The sequence below is a fragment of the Carboxylicivirga fragile genome (assembly GCF_050589805.1).
Lineage (GTDB): Bacteria > Bacteroidota > Bacteroidia > Bacteroidales > Marinilabiliaceae > Carboxylicivirga > Carboxylicivirga fragile.
In genome coordinates this window covers 48410-69465 of record NZ_JBNGOY010000030.1, presented here as the reverse complement: position 1 = coordinate 69465, position 21056 = coordinate 48410, and the positions used below count along the sequence as shown (strand labels likewise).

General features: G+C 37.1%; 16 protein-coding genes and 1 tRNA gene. 9 read left to right on the top strand and 8 right to left on the bottom strand.

The window, feature by feature from the left end; all coding sequences use genetic code 11:
* Window positions 1-209 precede the first annotated feature (209 nt).
* From ACRD7B_RS14085 to ACRD7B_RS14065, 5 genes are all read right to left on the bottom strand, one after another.
* On the bottom strand, window positions 210-506 hold the full coding sequence (locus ACRD7B_RS14085; protein WP_430825213.1) for a helix-turn-helix domain-containing protein: 297 nt from the start codon (window positions 504-506) through the stop codon (window positions 210-212).
* Window positions 507-665: 159 nt separating this feature from the next.
* Window positions 666-1844 (bottom strand): hypothetical protein, encoded by a 1179-nt coding sequence (locus ACRD7B_RS14080; RefSeq protein WP_430825212.1) that lies wholly within the window; start codon window positions 1842-1844, stop codon window positions 666-668.
* 134 nt (window positions 1845-1978) lie between these two features.
* Window positions 1979-3250, bottom strand: a complete 1272-nt coding sequence (locus tag ACRD7B_RS14075; protein ID WP_430825211.1) for a site-specific integrase — start codon at window positions 3248-3250, stop codon at window positions 1979-1981.
* Between the two features lie 311 nt (window positions 3251-3561).
* A tRNA-Arg gene (locus tag ACRD7B_RS14070) sits at window positions 3562-3635 on the bottom strand.
* A gap of 270 nt (window positions 3636-3905) precedes the next feature.
* Window positions 3906-4664, bottom strand: a complete 759-nt coding sequence (locus ACRD7B_RS14065; protein ID WP_430825210.1) for a NigD1/NigD2 family lipoprotein — start codon at window positions 4662-4664, stop codon at window positions 3906-3908.
* A gap of 197 nt (window positions 4665-4861) precedes the next feature.
* Between ACRD7B_RS14065 and ACRD7B_RS14060 the strand changes: the two genes are divergently transcribed.
* The 3 genes from ACRD7B_RS14060 (at window position 4862) to ACRD7B_RS14050 (ending at window position 10851) form a co-directional block, all read left to right on the top strand.
* Window positions 4862-6577: a M23 family metallopeptidase gene (locus tag ACRD7B_RS14060; RefSeq protein WP_430825209.1), complete on the top strand. Its 1716-nt coding sequence runs from the start codon at window positions 4862-4864 to the stop codon at window positions 6575-6577.
* A 122-nt stretch (window positions 6578-6699) separates the two neighbouring features.
* Window positions 6700-8838, top strand: a complete 2139-nt coding sequence (locus ACRD7B_RS14055) for a tetratricopeptide repeat protein (protein WP_430825208.1) — start codon at window positions 6700-6702, stop codon at window positions 8836-8838.
* 3 nt (window positions 8839-8841) lie between these two features.
* Window positions 8842-10851, top strand: coding sequence for an AAA family ATPase (locus ACRD7B_RS14050; protein ID WP_430825207.1), 2010 nt, complete (start codon window positions 8842-8844; stop codon window positions 10849-10851).
* Here the strand turns inward: ACRD7B_RS14050 and ACRD7B_RS14045 are convergent.
* Entirely contained in the window at window positions 10848-11468 is a 621-nt protein-coding gene (locus tag ACRD7B_RS14045) for a trimeric intracellular cation channel family protein (protein ID WP_430825206.1), read from the bottom strand. The genes ACRD7B_RS14050 and ACRD7B_RS14045 overlap by 4 nt on opposite strands.
* A gap of 39 nt (window positions 11469-11507) precedes the next feature.
* Window positions 11508-12116 carry an HAD family hydrolase gene (locus ACRD7B_RS14040; protein WP_430825205.1) on the bottom strand — a complete coding sequence of 203 codons (609 nt, stop codon included), beginning with the start codon at window positions 12114-12116 and terminating at the stop codon, window positions 11508-11510.
* Between the two features lie 144 nt (window positions 12117-12260).
* Between ACRD7B_RS14040 and ACRD7B_RS14035 the strand changes: the two genes are divergently transcribed.
* A complete protein-coding gene (locus ACRD7B_RS14035; RefSeq protein WP_430825204.1) occupies window positions 12261-13085 on the top strand; it encodes a mechanosensitive ion channel family protein in 825 nt (274 codons plus the stop codon).
* Between the two features lie 200 nt (window positions 13086-13285).
* A complete protein-coding gene (locus ACRD7B_RS14030) occupies window positions 13286-14173 on the top strand; it encodes a DUF3078 domain-containing protein (protein ID WP_430825203.1) in 888 nt (295 codons plus the stop codon).
* Window positions 14174-14709: 536 nt separating this feature from the next.
* Here ACRD7B_RS14030 and ACRD7B_RS14025 read toward each other — a convergent pair.
* A complete protein-coding gene (locus tag ACRD7B_RS14025; protein WP_430825202.1) occupies window positions 14710-14922 on the bottom strand; it encodes a DUF3820 family protein in 213 nt (70 codons plus the stop codon).
* Between the two features lie 240 nt (window positions 14923-15162).
* On the opposite strand from ACRD7B_RS14025, the gene amaB reads away from it, so the two are divergent.
* The 4 genes from amaB (at window position 15163) to ACRD7B_RS14005 (ending at window position 21011) form a co-directional block, all read left to right on the top strand.
* Window positions 15163-16701, top strand: coding sequence for an L-piperidine-6-carboxylate dehydrogenase (gene amaB, locus ACRD7B_RS14020; RefSeq protein ID WP_430825201.1), 1539 nt, complete (start codon window positions 15163-15165; stop codon window positions 16699-16701).
* Between the two features lie 266 nt (window positions 16702-16967).
* Entirely contained in the window at window positions 16968-18170 is a 1203-nt protein-coding gene (locus tag ACRD7B_RS14015) for an NAD(P)-dependent oxidoreductase (RefSeq protein WP_430825200.1), read from the top strand.
* Window positions 18171-18221: 51 nt separating this feature from the next.
* Window positions 18222-19556, top strand: coding sequence for a saccharopine dehydrogenase family protein (locus tag ACRD7B_RS14010; protein ID WP_430825199.1), 1335 nt, complete (start codon window positions 18222-18224; stop codon window positions 19554-19556).
* 207 nt (window positions 19557-19763) lie between these two features.
* A complete protein-coding gene (locus ACRD7B_RS14005) occupies window positions 19764-21011 on the top strand; it encodes an OmpP1/FadL family transporter (RefSeq protein ID WP_430825198.1) in 1248 nt (415 codons plus the stop codon).
* Window positions 21012-21056 lie beyond the last annotated feature (45 nt).

The window sequence follows — 21056 nt, the reverse complement described above, 5'->3', positions numbered from 1 at the left end:
AGACTTATGTGATAGGGTTTGAAGGTTTGCACTTGGTCCATCATGGCAAAAGTGTTGTTTAGGTGCTTGATGTAGTTCATTTTTTAGTCAGTAGTCAGAAGACCGTAGTTAGTAGTCCGAAGTCCGTATTAAATAGTCCGGTCCGTAGTGATTTACTTCTTGGATACTTTTTACTTCGCTTCTTATAGAACGGCTTCGCCTTATAGAAATTAGTAGGATTGTTTGTGCTGGATGAGCATCTTTTGAATGTCGTCGCGGTTGTAGTAGATGACACCACCTATTTTAGTAAATGGTAATGCACCATTATTACGCAGGTTTTGAAGGGTACCATTGGAGACTTCCAGGAGTTCTTTCACTTCATTGGACTTGAGCCATGTTTTGGGTGTTGGTTTAACCGTTTCTCTGATGAGTTTCTCAATATCCTTGAGAAGGATTTTTTTGAATTCTGATAGATCCTCTGTTGTCAGTAGTTGCTCGAGATACATTTTGCCTTTTTCTGTTCTCATAATTGTAGTTGTTTGTACTCATAAATGACTTGATAATAGATGATTGATTTTGAACGAGAACAAAGGAAAGTAAAATAAAAATCATTTAGGGGTTGATGGGGTTGAGCAACCCCTAAACAACCCCTATGATAATGAGTGAATTAAGTATGTGAAAAAAGTTCAAAATTCTTTTTTCTGAATGATTTTTAGTTGATTTAATATGATGTCTTTAACTGTCTCCAATGATACTTCTGTCGGCTTGCGAAACTTATTATACAAGCTATCATATGAAATGTTAATAGTTCCAATTGTTGAAAAATATTTTGAATAATGTCTGAGTAATTCTTTTGATTGTTCTTTTGAAAAAACACCAACTTCAAGACTTATACGAAGGAGGGCAGCTAGCTGTGGAACAGTTAAGTTGGTTTTTACTTTTTCAATGCTTATTTCGGACTTATGCTCTTTATTTCTCCGTTCATTAATATGACAGCTATTTTTAATGTAATCAATTTCAAGAGTAAGCCAATTGACCAAGGTTTCTTGCAGCGAAGTTTTACCTGTTATATAGCCAGACTTCCTGAAAATAACGGTTTGTTTAATGCATTTTAAGAAATAGCTTAAGACTTGAAGTTGATCTGTTTTTGTAGCTTCTATCTTGTATTTTTCTGTTATGAAACTTATGAAGAAATCAATGCATTCATCGGAATTGAGATTGTTGGCTATCATTAATTTACAAAGCAAATCATTGTGCTCAGTGTTGTTGGTTATTTGAAGAAGTATTGATTCCAACCTTTCAAGCCAGGCGTATAAGAAGAATTTGTCGTGGTAAGTATAACTGCTCTTGTTTTGATTCATGAAATCGCTTAATGGATGAGCCATAATAAAAATCATCTCCGAAGAAAAACTATGGCTAATGAGGTTCTTTAGAAGAATGTGATAGCGCTCTTTAATGATTGAGCGGTGGTTTGTTTCACAAATTAAAGGTAGTGTTGCGTTGTGGTTTATGTAATCTTTGAATTGATTATTAATGAAGATAAGGGTGTTGGCCAGCTTCTGAATTAATGGTTGCAGGTTGGTTTCATGGCAGGTAGTTTTGTCAGAGCAAGAACATTCCTTTTTCGATAGCTCATCGATTAAGCGAATAAGGTTTGATTGATAAAAACTGATGAGGCTTGATAGTCTCTTTTTTGATCGCTCCTCTGCTGATTCATGGAGCAGCTTGTCCTTTATGAATACTGGAATATGCTCTATCTCGTCTGAGATTGATAAGCCTGTTTCTTTACATTGTTTTAATAGGCAGCTCTCTGCATTACTGATGCTGGAAACCAATTTTTCCATGTGGTGAAGAAAATAGGTCATTGGCGATAAAGTTAGATTAAGGTCTAAAAAAAAAGTAGCTCAGAATTATACTGAACTACTTCTACTAAATTATGAATACCATAAACGAATGTAAACCGCCCTTTGATGAGTGGTAGTAATGTTTTGATTAATATCTAATTAGTTTGTTTGAATTTAGCTAAACTGCCATTGTTGTTATTTGATTCTAATTTGCTTTTCAATGTATTCATATCCTCACTAACTTTGTTTTCCAACACTTTGGCATAGATCTGAGTGGTAGCAATCTTAGTATGGCCAAGTATCTTACTGACTGTTTCAATGGGAACACCATTGGTAAGTGTGACGGTAGTTGCAAACGTATGACGGGCCATGTGAAAGGTAAGGTTCTTATTAATCCCACATATATCTGCAATTTCTTTTAAGTAGCCGTTTAATTTTTGGTTCGAGGCAATGGGGAAGAGTCGATTGTTATTATTAGCATGTGGATGATCGCTATATTTCTCGATGATCATCTTGCTAATAGAAAGTAGTGGGATGCGTACTGGTGCCTCTGTTTTTTTACGAGACGTATGTATCCAATCATTGCCATCAATACCTTTAACAATGCTGTCTTTAGTTAATCGTGCAACATCTGAATAGGCCAAGCCTGTGTAACACGAAAAGACAAACATATCTTTTGTTTGGCTAAGGCGCTGGATGGTAAATTCCTTATTTACAACATTGTCTAATTCGGCTTGTGTCAGGTATTTTCTAGACGATTTTTTGAAGCTCAACCTGTAAGATTTAAAAGGATAATGCTCCATCCACCCCAATTTATTAGCCAGGTTGAGTATTGTTCTGAAGCGTGACAGTTGTTTCATCAAGGTATTTTGTGCTAGAGTTCGCGGATTATCCTCATCTGGCTGGTATGTCCGAAGAAAAGCTTCGTAATCGCAAATAAATTGATAGTCAATCTGACTGAGATAAATATCATTGGTCTTTTTTACATGTTTTAGAAAAGCTTTCAAGTATCCATATGATGTTTTGTAATGACGTAATGTATGTGTATTCAAAGCTTCTTGCTGAGCTTTATAATGGTAGTCTATTATTTTAAGGAGCGTATGACCTTCCTCTTTGATGCCAATAAAATGATTCTTGATGATAATGGGGGTAATCAGTTCATTGCTGTAGCGAAGCTTCTGATAAATGTTTTGAATCTTTGCTCTATTGTCATCAATTAGTCGATTGACGTTTCGGTAATTGAATTTAGAATCTGACTTAACCCGTTCCTTGCTATTATCCCATAATGAAAAAGGACACTGAAGCTTTGTGGATAATTCCGTTTTTCTTCCATTAACAGTTATTCGCAGATAGATGCCTGCCATATCTGTCTTTTTGCTTTTAAGGCGACAAATAAATTGTACGCCGAAGGTTGGTGTGTTGTTCATGTCGTTGATTTTGGTTGATAATACATGTGTTTGTATCTGTTCTTACCTCCTTTGGGGTCACAGAATAAGTCAAACAGAACCAAAATCAATCATCTATAATTATTTTTAACTTCCTTTGAAGCTATTGCTACCACTAATATAACAAAAATCTGTGACCTCATGTGTTAAATAGAAAAAGAGGTCACGGAATAGGTCACAAAAAATATGCATTTATACCGTTTAGAATGATTTATTACGATTTGTATAAACACAAAAAAGCCTGTAAATCGTGCGATTTACAGGCTTTTGATACAATTTGAATTCTTGTAATGTGATCCCGGCAGGACTCGAACCTGCAACCTCTGCGGCCGTAACGCAGTGCTCTATCCAATTAAGCTACGGAACCTTTTAGGTTGATTTGTGAACCATTGTTCTCAAATGCGGTGCAAATATAGATAAAGGGTTTTTTGAATACAAGTATTATTTCAATAAAAAACAGGTGAAATTCACTGTTGGTAGGCAATGTCAAGATTATGAATGGCTTGTGTTAGTAATAAAAAACAAAAGATTATCCATGTTTTATGAATAACCTTTTGAGGATTGTATATGTAGTTTGAAACTGATTAAAAACTGCTCTCCCACATTTTAAAAAAAATATCCTAGGGAGTACTATAAACTATTCTATTCCATCGCTCATATCTTCTATCAGCATGCTAATCATGGGTGAAACTTCCGGTTCTCCATATTTGTAGGTAAATGATTTCTCAAAGTTTTCTGCTTCCGAACGCCCCTTTGATTTTACGATGAAGCTTACTTCTGTTTTCCCAGGCTCTTGTAATTGCTTTAGGTCAAACGATACAAATGCTCTCAATGGAGGATTGGTGTATTCATCATCATTGGCATTGTGTCTAATTTCAAGAACAGGAATTCCATCTTCGTTTGTTGGGTTTTCTACATCGCTAACCAGATTAATAAAATGTGTAATCCATGGCGCACCTTCGTACATAAAATCCACATTCAAAAAGTGATTTGCGATATACACATCATCGCTTTGGTTGCGGAACCATATAGGATCGTGCCCTATTTCTTCCGCATTATCATCGCTCAATTCAACAATCTCTTTTGTCAGAATTTCATTGTATCCATTTAGTTTAATGTAATGGTCAATGTCTTCACCTTCTTTACCATCGGCAAGAATAGTGAAGTTGATAAATAGACGGTCCCCCAATTCAAAACCATGATCTAATCCCGCTGGTGCTGAAACAAAGAGTTTAGTACCTCCATCAGTTGTTATTAGCTTGTTGTCTGGATCATCTTCGATGTTACCAATTGTGATCCACATATCGCTTAAAGAATAGTTATCAGAGTCGTCATTACAACTGAATGTCCCCATTGCCAAAAAAGCAATTAATAATCCATATCCAATTTTTCTCATACTATAACATATTAATGAAACAATCAATTAAGTAGAAACAGAAGAGAATACCGTGCCACTTATTGATCTGTTAGTATTGTTTAACATTTATGATGACCTTTTAAGAGAAAGGTTGCTTGCTTACAATATATGCTCAAACTTTGTGTTGTATTTGTAGCTAGCTTCGGTTATTTTTGCCTGACTTAGAATAAATTTTTATGAGATATACGCTTTTGTTTGTATTGATGATAGGTTTGAATTTCATGTTTGTGTTGGGACAGAATCATTCTAGTGTTGATTTTGTTAAGCCAATGAAAATTAAACCCGTTGTAAGTGGGAGTTTTGGAGAGTTGCGTTCGAATCATTTTCATTCGGGTATTGATTTAACCACGAATGGCAAAACGGGTTATCGAATATATGCATCTGATAAGGGCAGTGTATCACGTATTAAAGTGTCGGCTGGTGGATATGGTAAAGCTTTGTACATTGATCATCCGAGTGGACATACAACCGTTTATGCACATCTAGAGCGTTACTCTAACAGGATCGATTCCATTGTAACAGCAAGACAGTACAAGCAAAAATCCTTTGAAATTGAGTTATTCTTCAAGGCAGATGAATTGCCAGTAGAACGAGGTGAGGTTGTTGCCTATTCAGGTAATTCAGGTAGCTCAGGTGGGCCACATTTACATTACGAGATTCGTAATAAAGCCAATCAGAAGCCACTTGAACCAATGGCCTTTCGGGATGATATTGAGGATGATGTTAAGCCTCAAATCCAAGGTTTAAAATTATATCCAATATCTGAGGGAGCATCCATAATGGGTGCTAATAAGTCAAAATATGTTCCTGTAGTTCATTATGATGGCGTCTTTCATCCTAAAGGTCAGAAAGTGTTTAAAGCAAATGGAGAGATCGGGATTGGTGTTCAAGTATTGGATTATTTATCGGATAGCTGGCGCAAATGTGGTGTTACATCCATTGAGTTATTTGCCAATGATACTTTGGTTTATCATTCGTATATCGATGCCTTTAGCTTTGCTGAAACACGGTATTTAAATGCACACATCGATTATGATGAAAAAAGAAGAACTGGGAAGGTAATACAGCGAAGTTATGTATTGCCAAATAACCGTTTGAGTATTTATAAAAAGAAAAATACCTATTCGGTTAAGGTGAATGAAGGTGAACAGAAGCTAATGAAGTATGTGATAAAAGATTTTTCGGGAAATACATCTATCATGACTTTTACTCTTCAGGGAGAGGCCGCAAAAACTTATAAATCGGATTATACCGCTGAAGTAAAACGCTTGCAATATGCTAAATCCTATACAATGGATACTTTGGGTTTGAAACTTGAAATATCCGCTAAGACTTTTTATGAAGATATTGATTTGTTGGTTCATCGGGATGATTCGATAAAGGAAACTTTATCGCCAGTTTACACAATTGGTGATGAGCACATACCTTTGCATAAGTTTATGAAAATTGGCATTGCAGTTCCCGACTCATTGTTGGATAGAAAGGATAAGTTATTATTATTGGGTTATACTGGTTCCGGTAAAACTTACTCACGTGGTGGTAGTTTCGATAACGGTTACGTTCGTATGTCAACAAGAAATTTTGGTAGACTCTCACTAGGTATTGATACCATTGCTCCAAAAATAAAGATGCGAAAGCCACCTGCTGCCTACAACTACGCTTCACGTCAAAGTATTGAAGTGACCATATCGGATAACTTAAGTGGCATTGCTAAATACGAATGTTTCATTGATGGGAAATGGGTTTTGTTTGAATACGATGCTAAGAGAAGTAGGTTAATAGGGCAATTCAAACAGATGCCACAGATACTTAAAGGTGAGCATTCATTATTGGTGTATGTACGAGATAACAAAAACAACGTGTCGGAACTTGAAATAGATTTTCGAAGGTAGGGTACGATTTTTGTAATGCTGTTTGGGCTTTAATAAGTTTAAACTTAAATGAAGTAGCACCTGTTTATAAATAGTTATATTTGTCGATATTGAAATAGATTAAGAAAGAGACGCGTTTATTCATGATTCAAAAATATATAGTAACACTTTTATTATTAGTTAGTTTAGCGGGGGCAAAAGTGGAAGCCCAAATAAATACAGACCGTATGCTTACCATTGGTAAAAACGCTTTGTATTTCGAAGATTATGTACTAGCTATTCAGTATTTTAATAAGGTGATAAGGGTAAAGCCTTACCTTTCAACGCCCTATTTTTACCGGGGACTATCAAAGTATTATCTCGAAGATTATGTAGGAGCTGAATCAGATTTGAATACAGCTTTAAGTCAAAATCCATTTCTGGTAGATGCTTATAATGTGCGTGGTATAATTCTGAGTCGTAAAAAAGAGCATGAACTTGCTATAAAAGATTATACCAGTGGGCTTAAAGTTGATCCTGATAACATTAATCTATTAATTAATCGTGGTCAAAGTAAGTCTGCGATGAAGGATTATGAGGCGGCCATTGATGATTATGATATCATCCTTGAGAAAGATCCTAAAATGTTGAGTGCCTACTTGAGTCGTGGATCTACTAAAGTCAATGCCAAGGATACAATTGGTGCATTAGCTGATTTTTCGACAGTTGTAAAATTAAACCCATATATGTCTGAGGGTTTTGCTTCACGTGGTTTTCTGTATTATCATATGGGTAAATACGAGGAGGCTTTGGCGGATTATAACAAGGTTATTGAACTCAAATCAGATGTGGCTCAATATTATATGATTCGTGGTAGTATTCGTTATCAATTGGATGACTTAAAGGGTACAATGAGTGATTTTGAAACAGTAATTGAGATGGAGCCACGAAATGCAATGGCCTATAATAACCGTGGTTTATTGCGCGCGCAAGTAGGTGATTTAAATCGAGCTGTCGAAGATTTTTCCCGTGTTTTGGCGCTGAATCCAGATGATTTATTGACACTCTTTAATCGCGCCTTAATAATGCTGCAATTGGGGCAGAATCGTCAAGCTTTAGCTGATTTGAACATCATAGTAGATAATTATCCAAAGTTTGGGCCAGCCTATTATAATCGTGCCATAGCAAAACAAAAGTTAGGTCAGGAAAATAGTGCTCGTCTTGATTATCAGACAGCCTATAAGTTGGATCAGGATAAACGAGCGAATGATGATTTAGCGAGTAATAATTCCCAAAAGTCGGATGAAAAAGATAAGGATAAAAAGGAAAAAGGGAAGAAGGCTACACGTAAAAAGACTGATAAAGATATACGTAATTATAATAAGTTAGCAGTACTTGATGACTTTAAAGAACAAGATGAAGCGGAAGATGAATTTAAGACGATACGTGGTAAAGTTCAGAATCGAAATATATTCATTGATTTGGAACCTGTTTTTGGTTTGTCTTTCTTTTCGGCCGATACGGTAATAAGTCGCCCAAGTTATTATGAATCGGAGGTAGAGGCATTCAATAATAAAAATTTATATACACGTAAACTTAAGATTACCAATCGTGAAATTGAGGCGGATGGTAGAGCAGCTGTACAATTGTTCAACTCAATTAACGGAATTAGTGAAGAGCTGAACGATGAAGATATAGATGAGGAAATACTTTTGGTAAGAGGTGTATTGTACGGTGTAGTGGTAAACTATTCAAATGCATTGGCCGATTTTGATGCTATGATTAAGAAGCAACCCGATAATGTACTTGCATTATTTAATCGCGCCTATTGTCGTTATCAGATGGTGGAAGTAATACGATCGTTGGAAGAAGAAAAAACGCAAAATAATAATATCTCGCTTCAAGGACCATTGAAGATTAAAACGACATCCAATAATAAGGCACCTGTTGACAAAGAGGTTGAGTATATTGTGGATTATGATTTGATATTAGACGATCTAAACCGCGTTATCGAACTTTCGCCTAAATTTGAATTTGCTTACTACAATCGTGGTATACTAAATTGTTTGAAGAAAAACTTTTTACAAGGGGTTGAAGATTTTAGTAAAGCTATTGAGTTGAATCCTGATTTCTCGGAAGCCTTTTTCAATAGGGGATTAACTTTGATTTACCTCGATCAGGAAGCAAGAGGAACATCTGATTTAAGTAAGGCTGGTGAGTTAGGTATGTATAAAGCTTACAATGTAATAAAGAGGTACGGTGTTGAAAAAACAGCATCAAACGAAGCAGTTGATAAGGAGTAATGTATGAATATAGAGCCTGAAGTAATTGATACGGATAATGATGAGTTTCAGGATGCTTTAAAGCTAATTCAGTACACCAATTCGTCAGTTTTTTTAACGGGACGAGCAGGTACAGGTAAGTCCACTTTTTTAAGATACATATGCCAACATACCCATAAAAAGTTGGTGGTTGTGGCGCCAACCGGTATAGCAGCCATCAATGCTGGTGGGGTTACTATTCACTCTTTTTTTAAGGTGCCTTTCCGACCTATTTTGCCCGATGATCCTGATTTATCAACAACAAAAGGGCGCATCTTTGATTTTTTAAAATACCGCAAAGCACATAAGCAATTGATTGAAGAAATGGAGCTTCTGATTATTGATGAGGTATCGATGGTTCGGGGTGATATACTTGATTTTATCGATAGGGTGCTGCGTGTATATACTAAAAATATGAATTTGCCTTTTGGAGGCAAGCAATTACTCATGGTTGGTGATGCCTTTCAGCTCGAACCGGTGGTGAAACGAGATGATTGGCAGATACTACGTCGCTTTTACAAAACACCTTATTTCTTTTCGGCGCGGGTATTTCAGAAAATACCAATGGTGCAGATTGAATTAAAAAAGGTATACCGTCAAAAGGATTCTACCTTTGTTAATCTTTTGGATCGGGTGCGACTAAAACAAGCTGGTCGTCAGGATATGCTGGCTATAAATGAGCGATTAAATCCTCAGTTTCAAAGTGCTGTTGACGATTTCTTTATTACACTTGCTACTCGTCGCGATACGGTTGATTACATCAACGATACCAAGTTAGAGGAGTTGGAGGGAGAGGAATATGAGTTTGAAGGAAAAATTTCAGGTGAGTTTCCCGAGTCGGCCTTGCCAACATTAAAGAGCCTTGTGCTTAAGGAGAACGCTCAGGTAATGTTTGTGAAAAACGACATGGAAAAGCGTTGGTACAACGGTAGTCTGGGGCGAATTGAAGAAATGGATGAAGATGGTATTCATGTTCGCCTTGAGAATGATGAGATGTTCTTTGTTGAGAAGGAGGTGTGGCGAAACATCCGTTATAAGTACGACGAGAAAAACAATCGCATCATCGAAGAGGAGCTAGGTTCATTCTCACAATATCCTTTAAAATTGGCCTGGGCAATAACGGTTCATAAGAGTCAAGGTTTAACTTTTGATAAGGTGATGCTCGATTTTTCGGGAGGCGCTTTCGCTGGTGGACAATTGTACGTGGCACTGAGCCGTTGTCGCTCTTTAGATGGTATCGTGCTAAAAACACCAATTAGCGAGCGCGATGTAATCGTTAAAAAAGAAGTTGTTGAATTTTCGAAAACTGCCAATAACAAGGTGCTTATTGAAAAGGAATTAAATAAGGCTGAAGCGCATGATTTGTATTTAGCCGCCATGAAAAAGTTTCAGAAAGGGAAGTTTACCGAGGCTGTTTCTGATTTTGTGGATGCTAACGATAAGCAAGAGTCCTTATCTGTGGAGTCGGTTCAACGTTTGATTGGTATAAAGCTTTCGAAAATAACACGTCTTGAAAATAAGATTTCGGATCTTAATGAAGAGTTGAAACGACAGCAGGACAATGTTGAGGAATTTGCGCGTGAGTACTTTTTAATGGCCAATGAGTGTATTGTGAAGTATAAGGATACACGTTCAGCAATGGCTAACCTCGACAAAGCATTAAAGTTAAGTCCTAAGTTCATGGATGCTTTATTGCGTCGTGCTAGTTTACATACCGAGCTTGGTGATTTTTTATCTGCTGAAAGTGATTATACTAAGGCTCATAAAATAAAGCGACGCTCATATCCTGTTTTATTTAACCGCGGTTGTAACCGTTTATTTCTTAAAAACTACGAAGGTGCCTATAATGATTTGTTAGCCGCCAGTAATATTCGTCGGAATAGTGCCGAAGCTTATTTTTACCTGAGTGAAGCCTGCTTTAAATTAGGCGACAATGAAAAGGCTCAGGAATTTAAAGATATTGCCGACAACCTGGGCTACGAGGAAGAAGGTTAATTGATTTTATCAGTGAGGCTGAGGGTGGGCATGGTTAGTTTAAAACGCACCACTATTATTCTTATACATATAATGGTTGCTACAGTAACCCAATTATATATTTCAGGCGCAACACCTAAATGTGCTAATATTAAATAAACGATGGCACCTGCAATACAGGCGGTGGCATATATCTCACGATGAAAAATAAGTGGCACTTCATTACATAAGGTGTCACGAATAATACCACCTACTACAGCTGAAGAAAGGCCCATAATTACTGCTATGGGCGCATCAATTCCAAAGGATAATGCTTTTTCAAGACCCAAAACAGTAAATACACCTATACCGATGGTATCAAACAAAAAGAGTGTGTTGCGCCATTTTAATACGGCTTTCTTAAAAATCACTGTAATGATTATTCCAAACAGAATAACAAAGAAATAGTCGGTAGATTGAATCCATGATACAGGTGTGTTGCCTAGCATCATATCGCGAACTGTACCACCACCAATGGCTGTAACAAACCCAATGAATATGGCTCCAAAAATATCTAACTTTTTCTGAGCAGCCGTAAGCGTTCCACTAATGGCAAACACCATGGTACCAATATAATCAAAGAGTAGCATTAAGTCCATCACACATTCTATTAAAAACCTGTAGGCTTATACAATGATTTAATAAAAAGGTTTAACGTCAATCACCATCATACCCGCTGATTTGGCAGCATCAATACCTAAATCTCCATCTTCAAGCACTAAACAGTTTTCCGGTTTTACTCCTACGTGTGCTGCACCTTTCAGAAAAGTTTCAGGATGAGGTTTATAGTTGCTAACATTGTCCGATGTCACAACAGCATCAAAATACTGACGCAGTTTAGTAGCTTCTAATATGCCAGTTGCCATATCTTCTCGAGCGCCTGTTCCAACTGTCATTGGAAGTTTGCCATGGAAATGTTGAATCACCTCAAAAACTGATTGAATCACTTCTACTTTATCCAGTTTTTCACTGACATAAGCATTTTTAATGCGAACCAATTCCTCTGCCTCAATCGGAAGATTATATTTGCTTATAATATCCTTTGCTAATTCAACTGCCGGACGACCTGTTAATTTCTGAAAATAATCCATGCTAAAATTAACATTATAAGGAGCACATGCTTTTAGCCAGGCTTCGTAATGAGCAGGTAGCGTGTCAACTAATGTACCATCCATATCGCAGATGATGGCTTTTATATTTGGTGTTGAAACTATTATTTCGAGTAAACTAGATGTGTTTCGAATCATATTTTTGCCTTTAAAGCCGCGAAGGTAATTATTTCGAATTGATATTGAATTTCTTTTGTTTTAATTTGCAGCTTGTAAGCATGAACAATTCAAATTCAAATTGGTTTATGACATAGAAATTCATTTCAAACTTAACTTATAAATATGGAAATTTTTGGATTTACATTTGATGTGGAAAACATCCAATCTTTAGTATTAACCTATGGAACAAAGTTCCTGATCGGTTTAATAATTCTCGTTCTTGGACTTTGGGTAATAAGTGCCATGGTGAAAGGTTTCAAAAAGTTACTCCAGGCTCGTAATGTGGATATTACCTTGATTCCTTTTTTAGTAAGCCTTATTAGCGTTACATTAAAGGTATTATTGGTAATTAGTGTTATTACCTATATGGGTGTTAATATGACATCGTTTATTGCAGTTATGGGTGCTGCAGGTTTGGCTGTTGGTATGGCTTTATCTGGTACACTTCAGAATTTTGCAGGAGGCGTTATATTATTGATTCTGCGCCCGTTTAAAGTGGGCGATTTTGTTGAAGCGCAAGGTTACATGGGCGTTGTAAAGGAGATTCAAATTTTCAATACCATATTAACTACAGTTGATAACAAAACCGTTATCATTCCTAATGGCGGCTTGTCAACCGGTGCAATGACTAATTATTCAACCCAACCTACCCGTCGTGTTGATTTTACTTTTGGTATTGGTTATGGTGATGATATTGATAAAGCACGAGATGTAATAAAAGAAGTTATTTCGCGTCATGATAAAATTTTAAAGGATCCAGAAGCCTTTATTGGTGTAGTAGAGCATGGTGATAGTTCTGTAAATTTGGTGACTCGTGTATGGGCCAATGCCGAAGATTATTGGGATGTTTATTTCTTTATGATGGAATTTGTGAAGAAAGAATTTGACAAGCAAGGTATTTCGATTCCTTTCCCTCAGCGCGATGTGCACTTGATTAAAGAAGATTAAAAAGAGCTTAAATTAAGAATGATTTACTAAGTTTGCTCCGCTTTTAACGGAGCAAACTATTTTTTTAGTAGTTCGTTGGTGTATTGTGGAAAAGGGGTGTTGAGATTGTTGTTCTGATTTTTTTAGAGTTTTGTAAATAAATCTCATATCTATTGTCTATAATCTATCGATCTATTGTTTTATTTATACACACCTATCTTATGAAGAAATTAGCATTGACATTGCTGTGTTTTTCAGCGATCACAGCTTTTGCACAGGATGCCAAAACAGACACGATTAAAAACTGGAAAGTGGGCGGAACGACTTCCCTAACTTTTAACCAGGTTTCTTTAACTAATTGGGCTGCTGGGGGTAAAAATTCCATGGCAGGAACCTTCTTGATTAATAGCTATTTTAACTATAAAAAGGAAAAGGTTAATTGGGATAACATTATCGACCTTGGTTATGGTATGACCAAACAAGGTTCAGATAATCCTTTCAAGACGGAAGATAAAATATACATCGTATCTAAATACGGTTATTCTGCAGGTAAGCATTGGTTCTATTCAGGTCTTTTGGATTTTAAAACCCAATTCGATTACGGATACAGTGATCCACCAGAAAACACTAATAAGATATCAGAATTTATGTCGCCTGCCTACTTGAACTTATCCCTAGGTATGGATTATAAACCATCGGATAATTTCTCTTTGTATCTTTCTCCATTAACTAACAAAACCACTTTTGTATTAGATCAGAATCTGGCAGACGCAGGAGCATTCGGTGTAGACCCAGGTAAGAATTACCGTGCAGAATATGGTGCCTTAGTTAAAGTAACGGCTAAAAAAGCCAATTTGGTTAAGAATGTTGATTTAGCCACTCGTTTAGATTTATTCTCTAATCTGGGTGATAAGCCGCAGAACGTGGATGTTGACTGGGAGCTTGTTTTTAATATGAAAGTGAATGAGTGGTTAAGCGCTATTGCTTCATTCAACATGATTTACGACGACGACATCTCTTACATCGATCCGGATGGAAATGATAAAGGGCCACAGGTTCAGTTTAAACAATTATTTGGCTTTGGACTAAGTTATAAGTTCGGAAACTAGTAATTAAATAAGATAGAAAGGAAAGAGATAATGGCTGATACGTATTGGCTGTTATCTCTTTTTTATTGCCTAGTCCTTATAAGTTTTAGCATTGTGGGGCTCAAAATTGAAGATTTACCTACAAGCCATCGCAGGTGGAGCTCCAGAGTTCGCGAATTGTAATATGGAGATTACGAATTGAGCACCAGAGTTAAAGAATTGTAATGTCTGGATTGCAGATTGAGCTGCAGCCTCAGCGAAATGAGCTTTCGGGATAGCAGATTGTATTATAGAGATTGCAGGTTGGCCTTCACAGTTGACAAATTGAGAAGCAACGATTAAGGATCAATTCGCCGTAGGCGATTTAAGATTGTAGCACCACAATGGTTATTTGCATTATCATATTCCGCATAGCGGTTTAATATGTTCATATCAACTAAAGTATCTTGGAATAGGTAGATTATAAGCGCTATTCATAGCTTGGCTAAACGTATACGTTTATTACGTTCATTTTTCAGTGGGTTCTATTTTCGTGTTATCCTCATTATTAAAAACAATCATAACCTCCGCAAAGGCTTCAATAAATACTCCAGCCCATTAAGCTTTATTTCGTACAAAGTGTGAAGTAGCATACCCAATTGGTTTTCGGGAAAGCCTTTGTTATGGAACCATACCAAGTAGGGTTCAGGAAGATCGCAAAGTATTCGTCCTTTGTATTTTCCAAATGGCATGCGCATTTGAGTCAGTTGTTCAAGAATTTTTGGATTCATTAAAATTAGTTTGACAACAAATATAGTTAAGTACCCGCAGTGAGCAATATGCTTAATAGCAAAAGATGTAAAATATTAAGTTAAGATTCTAACAAAAAACTCCATATAAGTTATATTTAAAACAAATATAACTTTGGCTTGTTGTTATTATTAACGGTATATTGAAATGATAATTAAAGTTTTTGATTGATCGCATGGCATGCTAAATTGATATGGAATAAATATTAAAAAAAAATAACAATGTACGGTATAGAAGATGCACTGAAAGAAATTGGAATTGATAAAGTTAACCCTGGTATTTGTACAGGAACAGAATGGAAGAATACCACAGGTGATATACTAACAAGTTTTTCCCCTGCCGATGGTAAAGAAATTGGAGGGGTGCAACAGGCTCTCAATTCGGATTACAAAGAGGTAATTGAAAAGGCTAAAGGAGCTTTTAAAGAATGGCGAATGGTACCTGCTCCGGTTCGTGGAGAATTGGTTCGTCAATTGGGAGATGAATTGCGTAAATACAAAGAACCATTAGGTAAGATTGTTTCTTACGAAATGGGAAAAATCTACCAGGAAGGATTGGGCGAGGTTCAGGAGATGATTGATATATGTGATTTTGCGGTTGGGCAGTCGCGTCAACTATATGGTATTACCACACATTCTGAGCGAGTGCGGCATCGTATGTATGATCAGTACCATCCTTTAGGTATAGTTGGAGTTGTTTCCGCCTTTAACTTCCCCGTAGCTGTTTGGGCCTGGAACGCAATGTTGGCATTGGTTTGTGGCGATGTGGTTGTTTGGAAACCATCGTCGAAAGTAATGTTGTGTGCGGTGGCGGTTCATAAAATCGTTGAAAATGTATTGAAGCGTAATAATATTCAAGAAGGTGTTCTAAGTCTGGTAGCTACCAGTTCGAAGTATTTGGCTGACGATATGTTAACGGATAAAAATATTCCATTAATCTCGTTTACCGGGTCTACCTGGATTGGTAAGAAAGTCGGTAAATTAGTTGGTGAGCGCCTAGGTCGACATATTCTTGAATTAGGTGGGAATAATGCAATTATTGTTACGCCCGAAGCTGATCAGGAAATGGCATTACGCGCCATTGTATTTGGTGCTGTTGGTACTTGTGGTCAGCGTTGTACATCAACGCGACGCATTATCATGCACGAGTCTATTTACGAAACGATGAAGACCAAATTAATAGCAGCCTATAAGTCCGTTAGTATTGGGCATCCCTTGGATAGTAAAACCCTTGTAGGGCCACTTATTGATAAAGCAGCAGTGAAAGATTTTCGCAATTCCATTGAAAAAGTAAAAGAGCAAGGTGGTAAAATAATTTATGGAGGTGATGTACTTGAAGGTGAAGGTTATGAGTCGGGGTGTTATGTGCAACCTTGTATTGCCGAGGCCGAAAATCATTACGAGATTGTGCAAGAAGAAACATTTGCGCCTTTACTTTATTTAATCAAATACAAGGACATGGATGAGGCCATTGACTTACACAATGCAGTTCCTCAGGGATTATCTTCGGCAATTTTTTCGCGAAATATGTTAGAGACAGAACGTTTTTTATCACACGAAGGTTCGGACTGTGGCATTGCCAACGTTAATATTGGTACATCAGGTGCCGAGATAGGCGGTGCCTTTGGAGGTGAAAAAGATACAGGTGGTGGACGTGAGTCTGGCTCAGATGCCTGGAAGGCCTACATGCGTCGTCAGACTAACACCATTAACTTCAGTACAGAATTGCCCTTGGCTCAAGGGATTGAGTTTAACATATAAAGGTTGTAGTAAATGAGCATATCCATAAACAAAGTTCGATCATTGAGATGATCCCTGAGCCTGTCGAAGGGTGAATCGAGATGAAAAATTGACAATGCTGATTTTTACTAGATAATCACTTCGACATACTTCGGCAAGCTCAGTAATCGCTCAGTGAATAGCTACCAAAGTTGTTTTTGGATATGCTCATTACTAAGCTATTCAATATTTATTGGACTACACTGTTATATCTATAGCAGTTTATCATCAAACAACAACTCTTAATTATGAAGATAGGAATTCTCAGAGAAGGAAAGCAGCCAGCCGATAAGCGGGTACCGCTCAGTCCAAGGCAGTGTAAAACCTTGTTGAATATGTATCCTAAGTTGAGCATCGAAGTGCAAAGTAGTGTGGAACGTTGTTTTAGCGATGAGGAGTACATCGATAATGGTATAACTGTGAAAGCCGATATCAGTTCTTGTGATCTTTTTCTGGGAGTAAAAGAAGTATTAGTGGATGACCTATTACCAGAGAAATCATATATGTTTTTTTCGCACACCATAAAAAAACAACCTCAAAACAGTCTTTTATTAAAGACTGTTCTTGATCGAAATATTCGTTTAATAGATATTGAATTATTACAGGATTCGAATGGGGCGAGATTGATAGGATTTGGAAGGTATGCTGGTCTTGTGGGGGCATACAATGCTTTTGCTACCTATGGCTTACGGCATCAGCTCTACCAATTGAAACCAGTAGAGCAATGCGAAGATAAACTTGAAATGCTTCGGGAAGTTAAGAAGGTAAAACTTCCTAATGTGAAGCTCTTGCTAACGGGTACAGGACGTGTTGCCAATGGTGTACTTGAAGTATTGGAAGAGTTGGCTATCCGGCGCTTGTCAATTAACGACTATTTGAATAATACCTACGACGAGCCTTGTTATGTGCAGCTTTCTTCGGGAGATTACAATGTTAACAAGAAAGGGTTAAAGTTTGATATTCAACATTTCTTTAAAAACCCAACTGAGTATAAAGGCAGTTTCAAGCGTTTTTATCCCATGACTAATCTATTGATTTCAGCAGCTTACTGGGATCCAAACGCACCTGTATTGTTTAGTTTAAACGATATGCAACAAGCTGATTTTAATATTGAAGTTGTAGCCGATATCACATGCGATATAAATGGTTCCATTCCATCTACCATTCGAGCAACTAAGTTGGATGATATGAACTACGACTATAATCCTACTACGGGTATGGAAGAGCCTGCCTTTTCGAATAAGAAAAACATCACGGTAATGGCCGTGGATAATTTACCTAGTGGATTGCCCAAAGATGCTTCGCGCGAATTTGGTAATCATCTAAATAATCGTGTTCTGGATTTTATCATTAAAGGTGATAGAGAGAGGGTAATTGAGCGGGCTACAATTGCAGAAGGCGGTCAATTAAAAGAGCGTTTTAAGTATTTGCAGGATTACGCTAATTCCTAAGAGTGAGCATTACTATTATTAAACCAAACGTAAAATAGAGAAAAGGGTAGTATGAAGAATATTCTCATTATAGGAGCTGGGCGTTCAGCCATTGCCTTAATTAATTATCTGGAAACCCACGCAGGTGATAATGACTGGCGCATTTCAGTTGCCGATAAGGAAATAAAACAATTAGAAGGCCAAATTTTATCATCAACCCGAGTGCTTAAATTTGACCTATTTAATCAAGAACAACTCGATAATGAAGTGGTGCTTAGTGATATTGTTGTTTCTTTATTACCTGCTAGTTTACACCCCATTGTAGCAAAAGTTTGTTTAGCGAAGAGTGTATCCTTGTTTACAGCATCCTATGAGTCGGACGAGATTAAATCCATGGAAACAGAAATCAAAGCTAAAGGTTTATTATTTCTGAATGAGATGGGTTTAGATCCTGGTATCGATCATATGTCAGCCATGCAGGTTTTGGATCGGCTTAAAGAAGATGGGCATGAACTAAAAGCGTTTGAATCATTTACGGGAGGATTGGTAGCTCCAGAATCGGACAATAATCCATGGCATTACAAGTTCTCGTGGAATCCACGTAATGTGGTTGTGGCAGGACAAGGTGGCACCGCTAAGTTTATTCAGGAAGGTAAGTACAAGTATATTCCATACAACCGATTATTTAGGCGAACTGAATTAATCGAGATTGAAGATTATGGCAAGTTCGAAGGCTATGCTAATCGAGATTCACTAAAATACATCGACCGCTATCACCTCGAAAATGTTCCAACAGTTTATCGAGGTACACTTCGCCGCACTGGTTTTTGTCGGGCATGGAATGTTTTCGTTCAATTAGGTATGACTGATGATTCTTACGTGATGGATCATTTGGAAGGAATGACCTATCGTGATTTCGTGAACTCGTTTTTGTATTATCACCCTTCCGATTCGGTGGAAACTAAATTGTATCGAGCCATGCATATCGATCAGGATTCGGATATTATACATCGTTTAGAGTGGTTAGGTATTTTTGAAGATGAACCAATTGGCTTAAAAAGCGCCACTCCGGCACAAGTGCTTGAAAAATTATTGACTGAAAAGTGGTTGTTGCAAGAGGAGGATAAAGATATGGTTGTGATGTGGCACAAGTTCATTTATAGGCTTGATGGAGATTCTAATGATACTTGCTTAACTTCATCATTGGTTGTTGAAGGGCAAAATAGTGTAAATACAGCCATGGCCAAAACGGTCGGTTTGCCTTTAGCAATAGCTGTTAAACTCTATCTTCAGGGAAAAATAACACAAATAGGTGTGCATATTCCGACAAACAAAGAATTATATGAACCAATACTTAAGGAATTGCAGTCTTACGGAATAGTATTTAATGAAGTTATTACTTCTTAATAGCTATGCGTGAATAGTTGTATGTTTTATGGACATGCAACTTTACATTATTCCTTGGTAATTGGAATCTAATGAGCAGTATTGATAAATGTTTTTTTGTTATTGTACTAAATCTTTATAATTCGTCCGTATTAAATAGTATATTTATACTCATTACAAGCAATGTTGACAGTACTAATTGTATATTAATTATTCAAATCTATTCAAATGAAAAAGATTTCAATTATCCTATTAGTACTGGGATTATTAAGTTCGGTTGAAATGAATGCTACCGATGGTTATTTCATGCTGGGACATGGAACAATCAGTAAAGGGCTTGGCGGAACTGGAGTTGCGTATTATCGTACGTCAATTATCGGTGGTAATCCGGCAGGTAATGCATTTTTAGGAAAGCAATACAGTATTGCTGCCGGAATCTTCCTGCCAGATCGTGAATACACCATTGCTGGAGCACCTTCAGGACCACCGGCTTTTAGTCTGATACCAGGAACTGTAACGAGTGACTCAAAAGTGATATTTGTTCCATCACTTGGAGCCAACTGGCAAATAAATGAAAAAAGTGCCTTTGGTATATCTATTTATGGTGGGGGGCTTAGTACAAATTATCCTACAGCAACCTTTCATGATCCAACGAGTGAAACCACCGGAGTTAATTTAACTCAATTAATGGCAAACCCAACATACTCGATGAAGTTGGGAGAAAAACACGGTATTGGTTTATCGGCAATTATTTCATATCAGATGTTTAAAGCCGATGGATTGGCAACCTTTGGGGCAGGCGGTATGTCATCAAATGCCGAAAAGCTATCAGGTAATGGTACTGATACTAATTTAGGTTTTGGTTTTAAAATTGGTTATATGGGCGAAATAGCAACAGGATTTCATGTTGGTGCTACCTTTCAGTCACGTTTATATGCCAGTAAACTTAAAGAATATGCGGGTTTGTTTGCCGAAGAAGGAGGATTTGATACGCCTGCCAATTGGACCGTTGGTTTAAATTATGAATTGTCAAATAAATTGCGATTGCTATTCGACGTGCAACAAATATATTATAGTTCGGTTAAATCAATTGGTAGCCCACTATCTAAATTGATGGAAGGTAACTTGTTGGGTACTGATGATGGTCCGGGTTTTGGATGGGAAGATATGACCATTTTTAAACTGGGTGCAGAATACGAGGCGAATGAAGCATGGATTTTTAGGGTTGGTGGCGCATATGGTAAGCAACCTATTCCTGAATCGGAAGTGATGTTTAATATATTGGCTCCCGCCGTAAATGAAACACACCTTACCTTGGGTTTAACCAAAAACATCGGGACTGAAGGTAAAGCTGTAAATTTTGCCTTGACTCATGGCCTAAACAATACGGTAAAAGGCCAGAATCCTTTAGATCCAGCTCAGACTATTGAAATTGGTATGAATGTAACAGAGATAGAACTTAGTTTTACATTCTAAAAAAATAAAATCCCATCTTCTCAACTGTAAGAAAGATGGGATTTT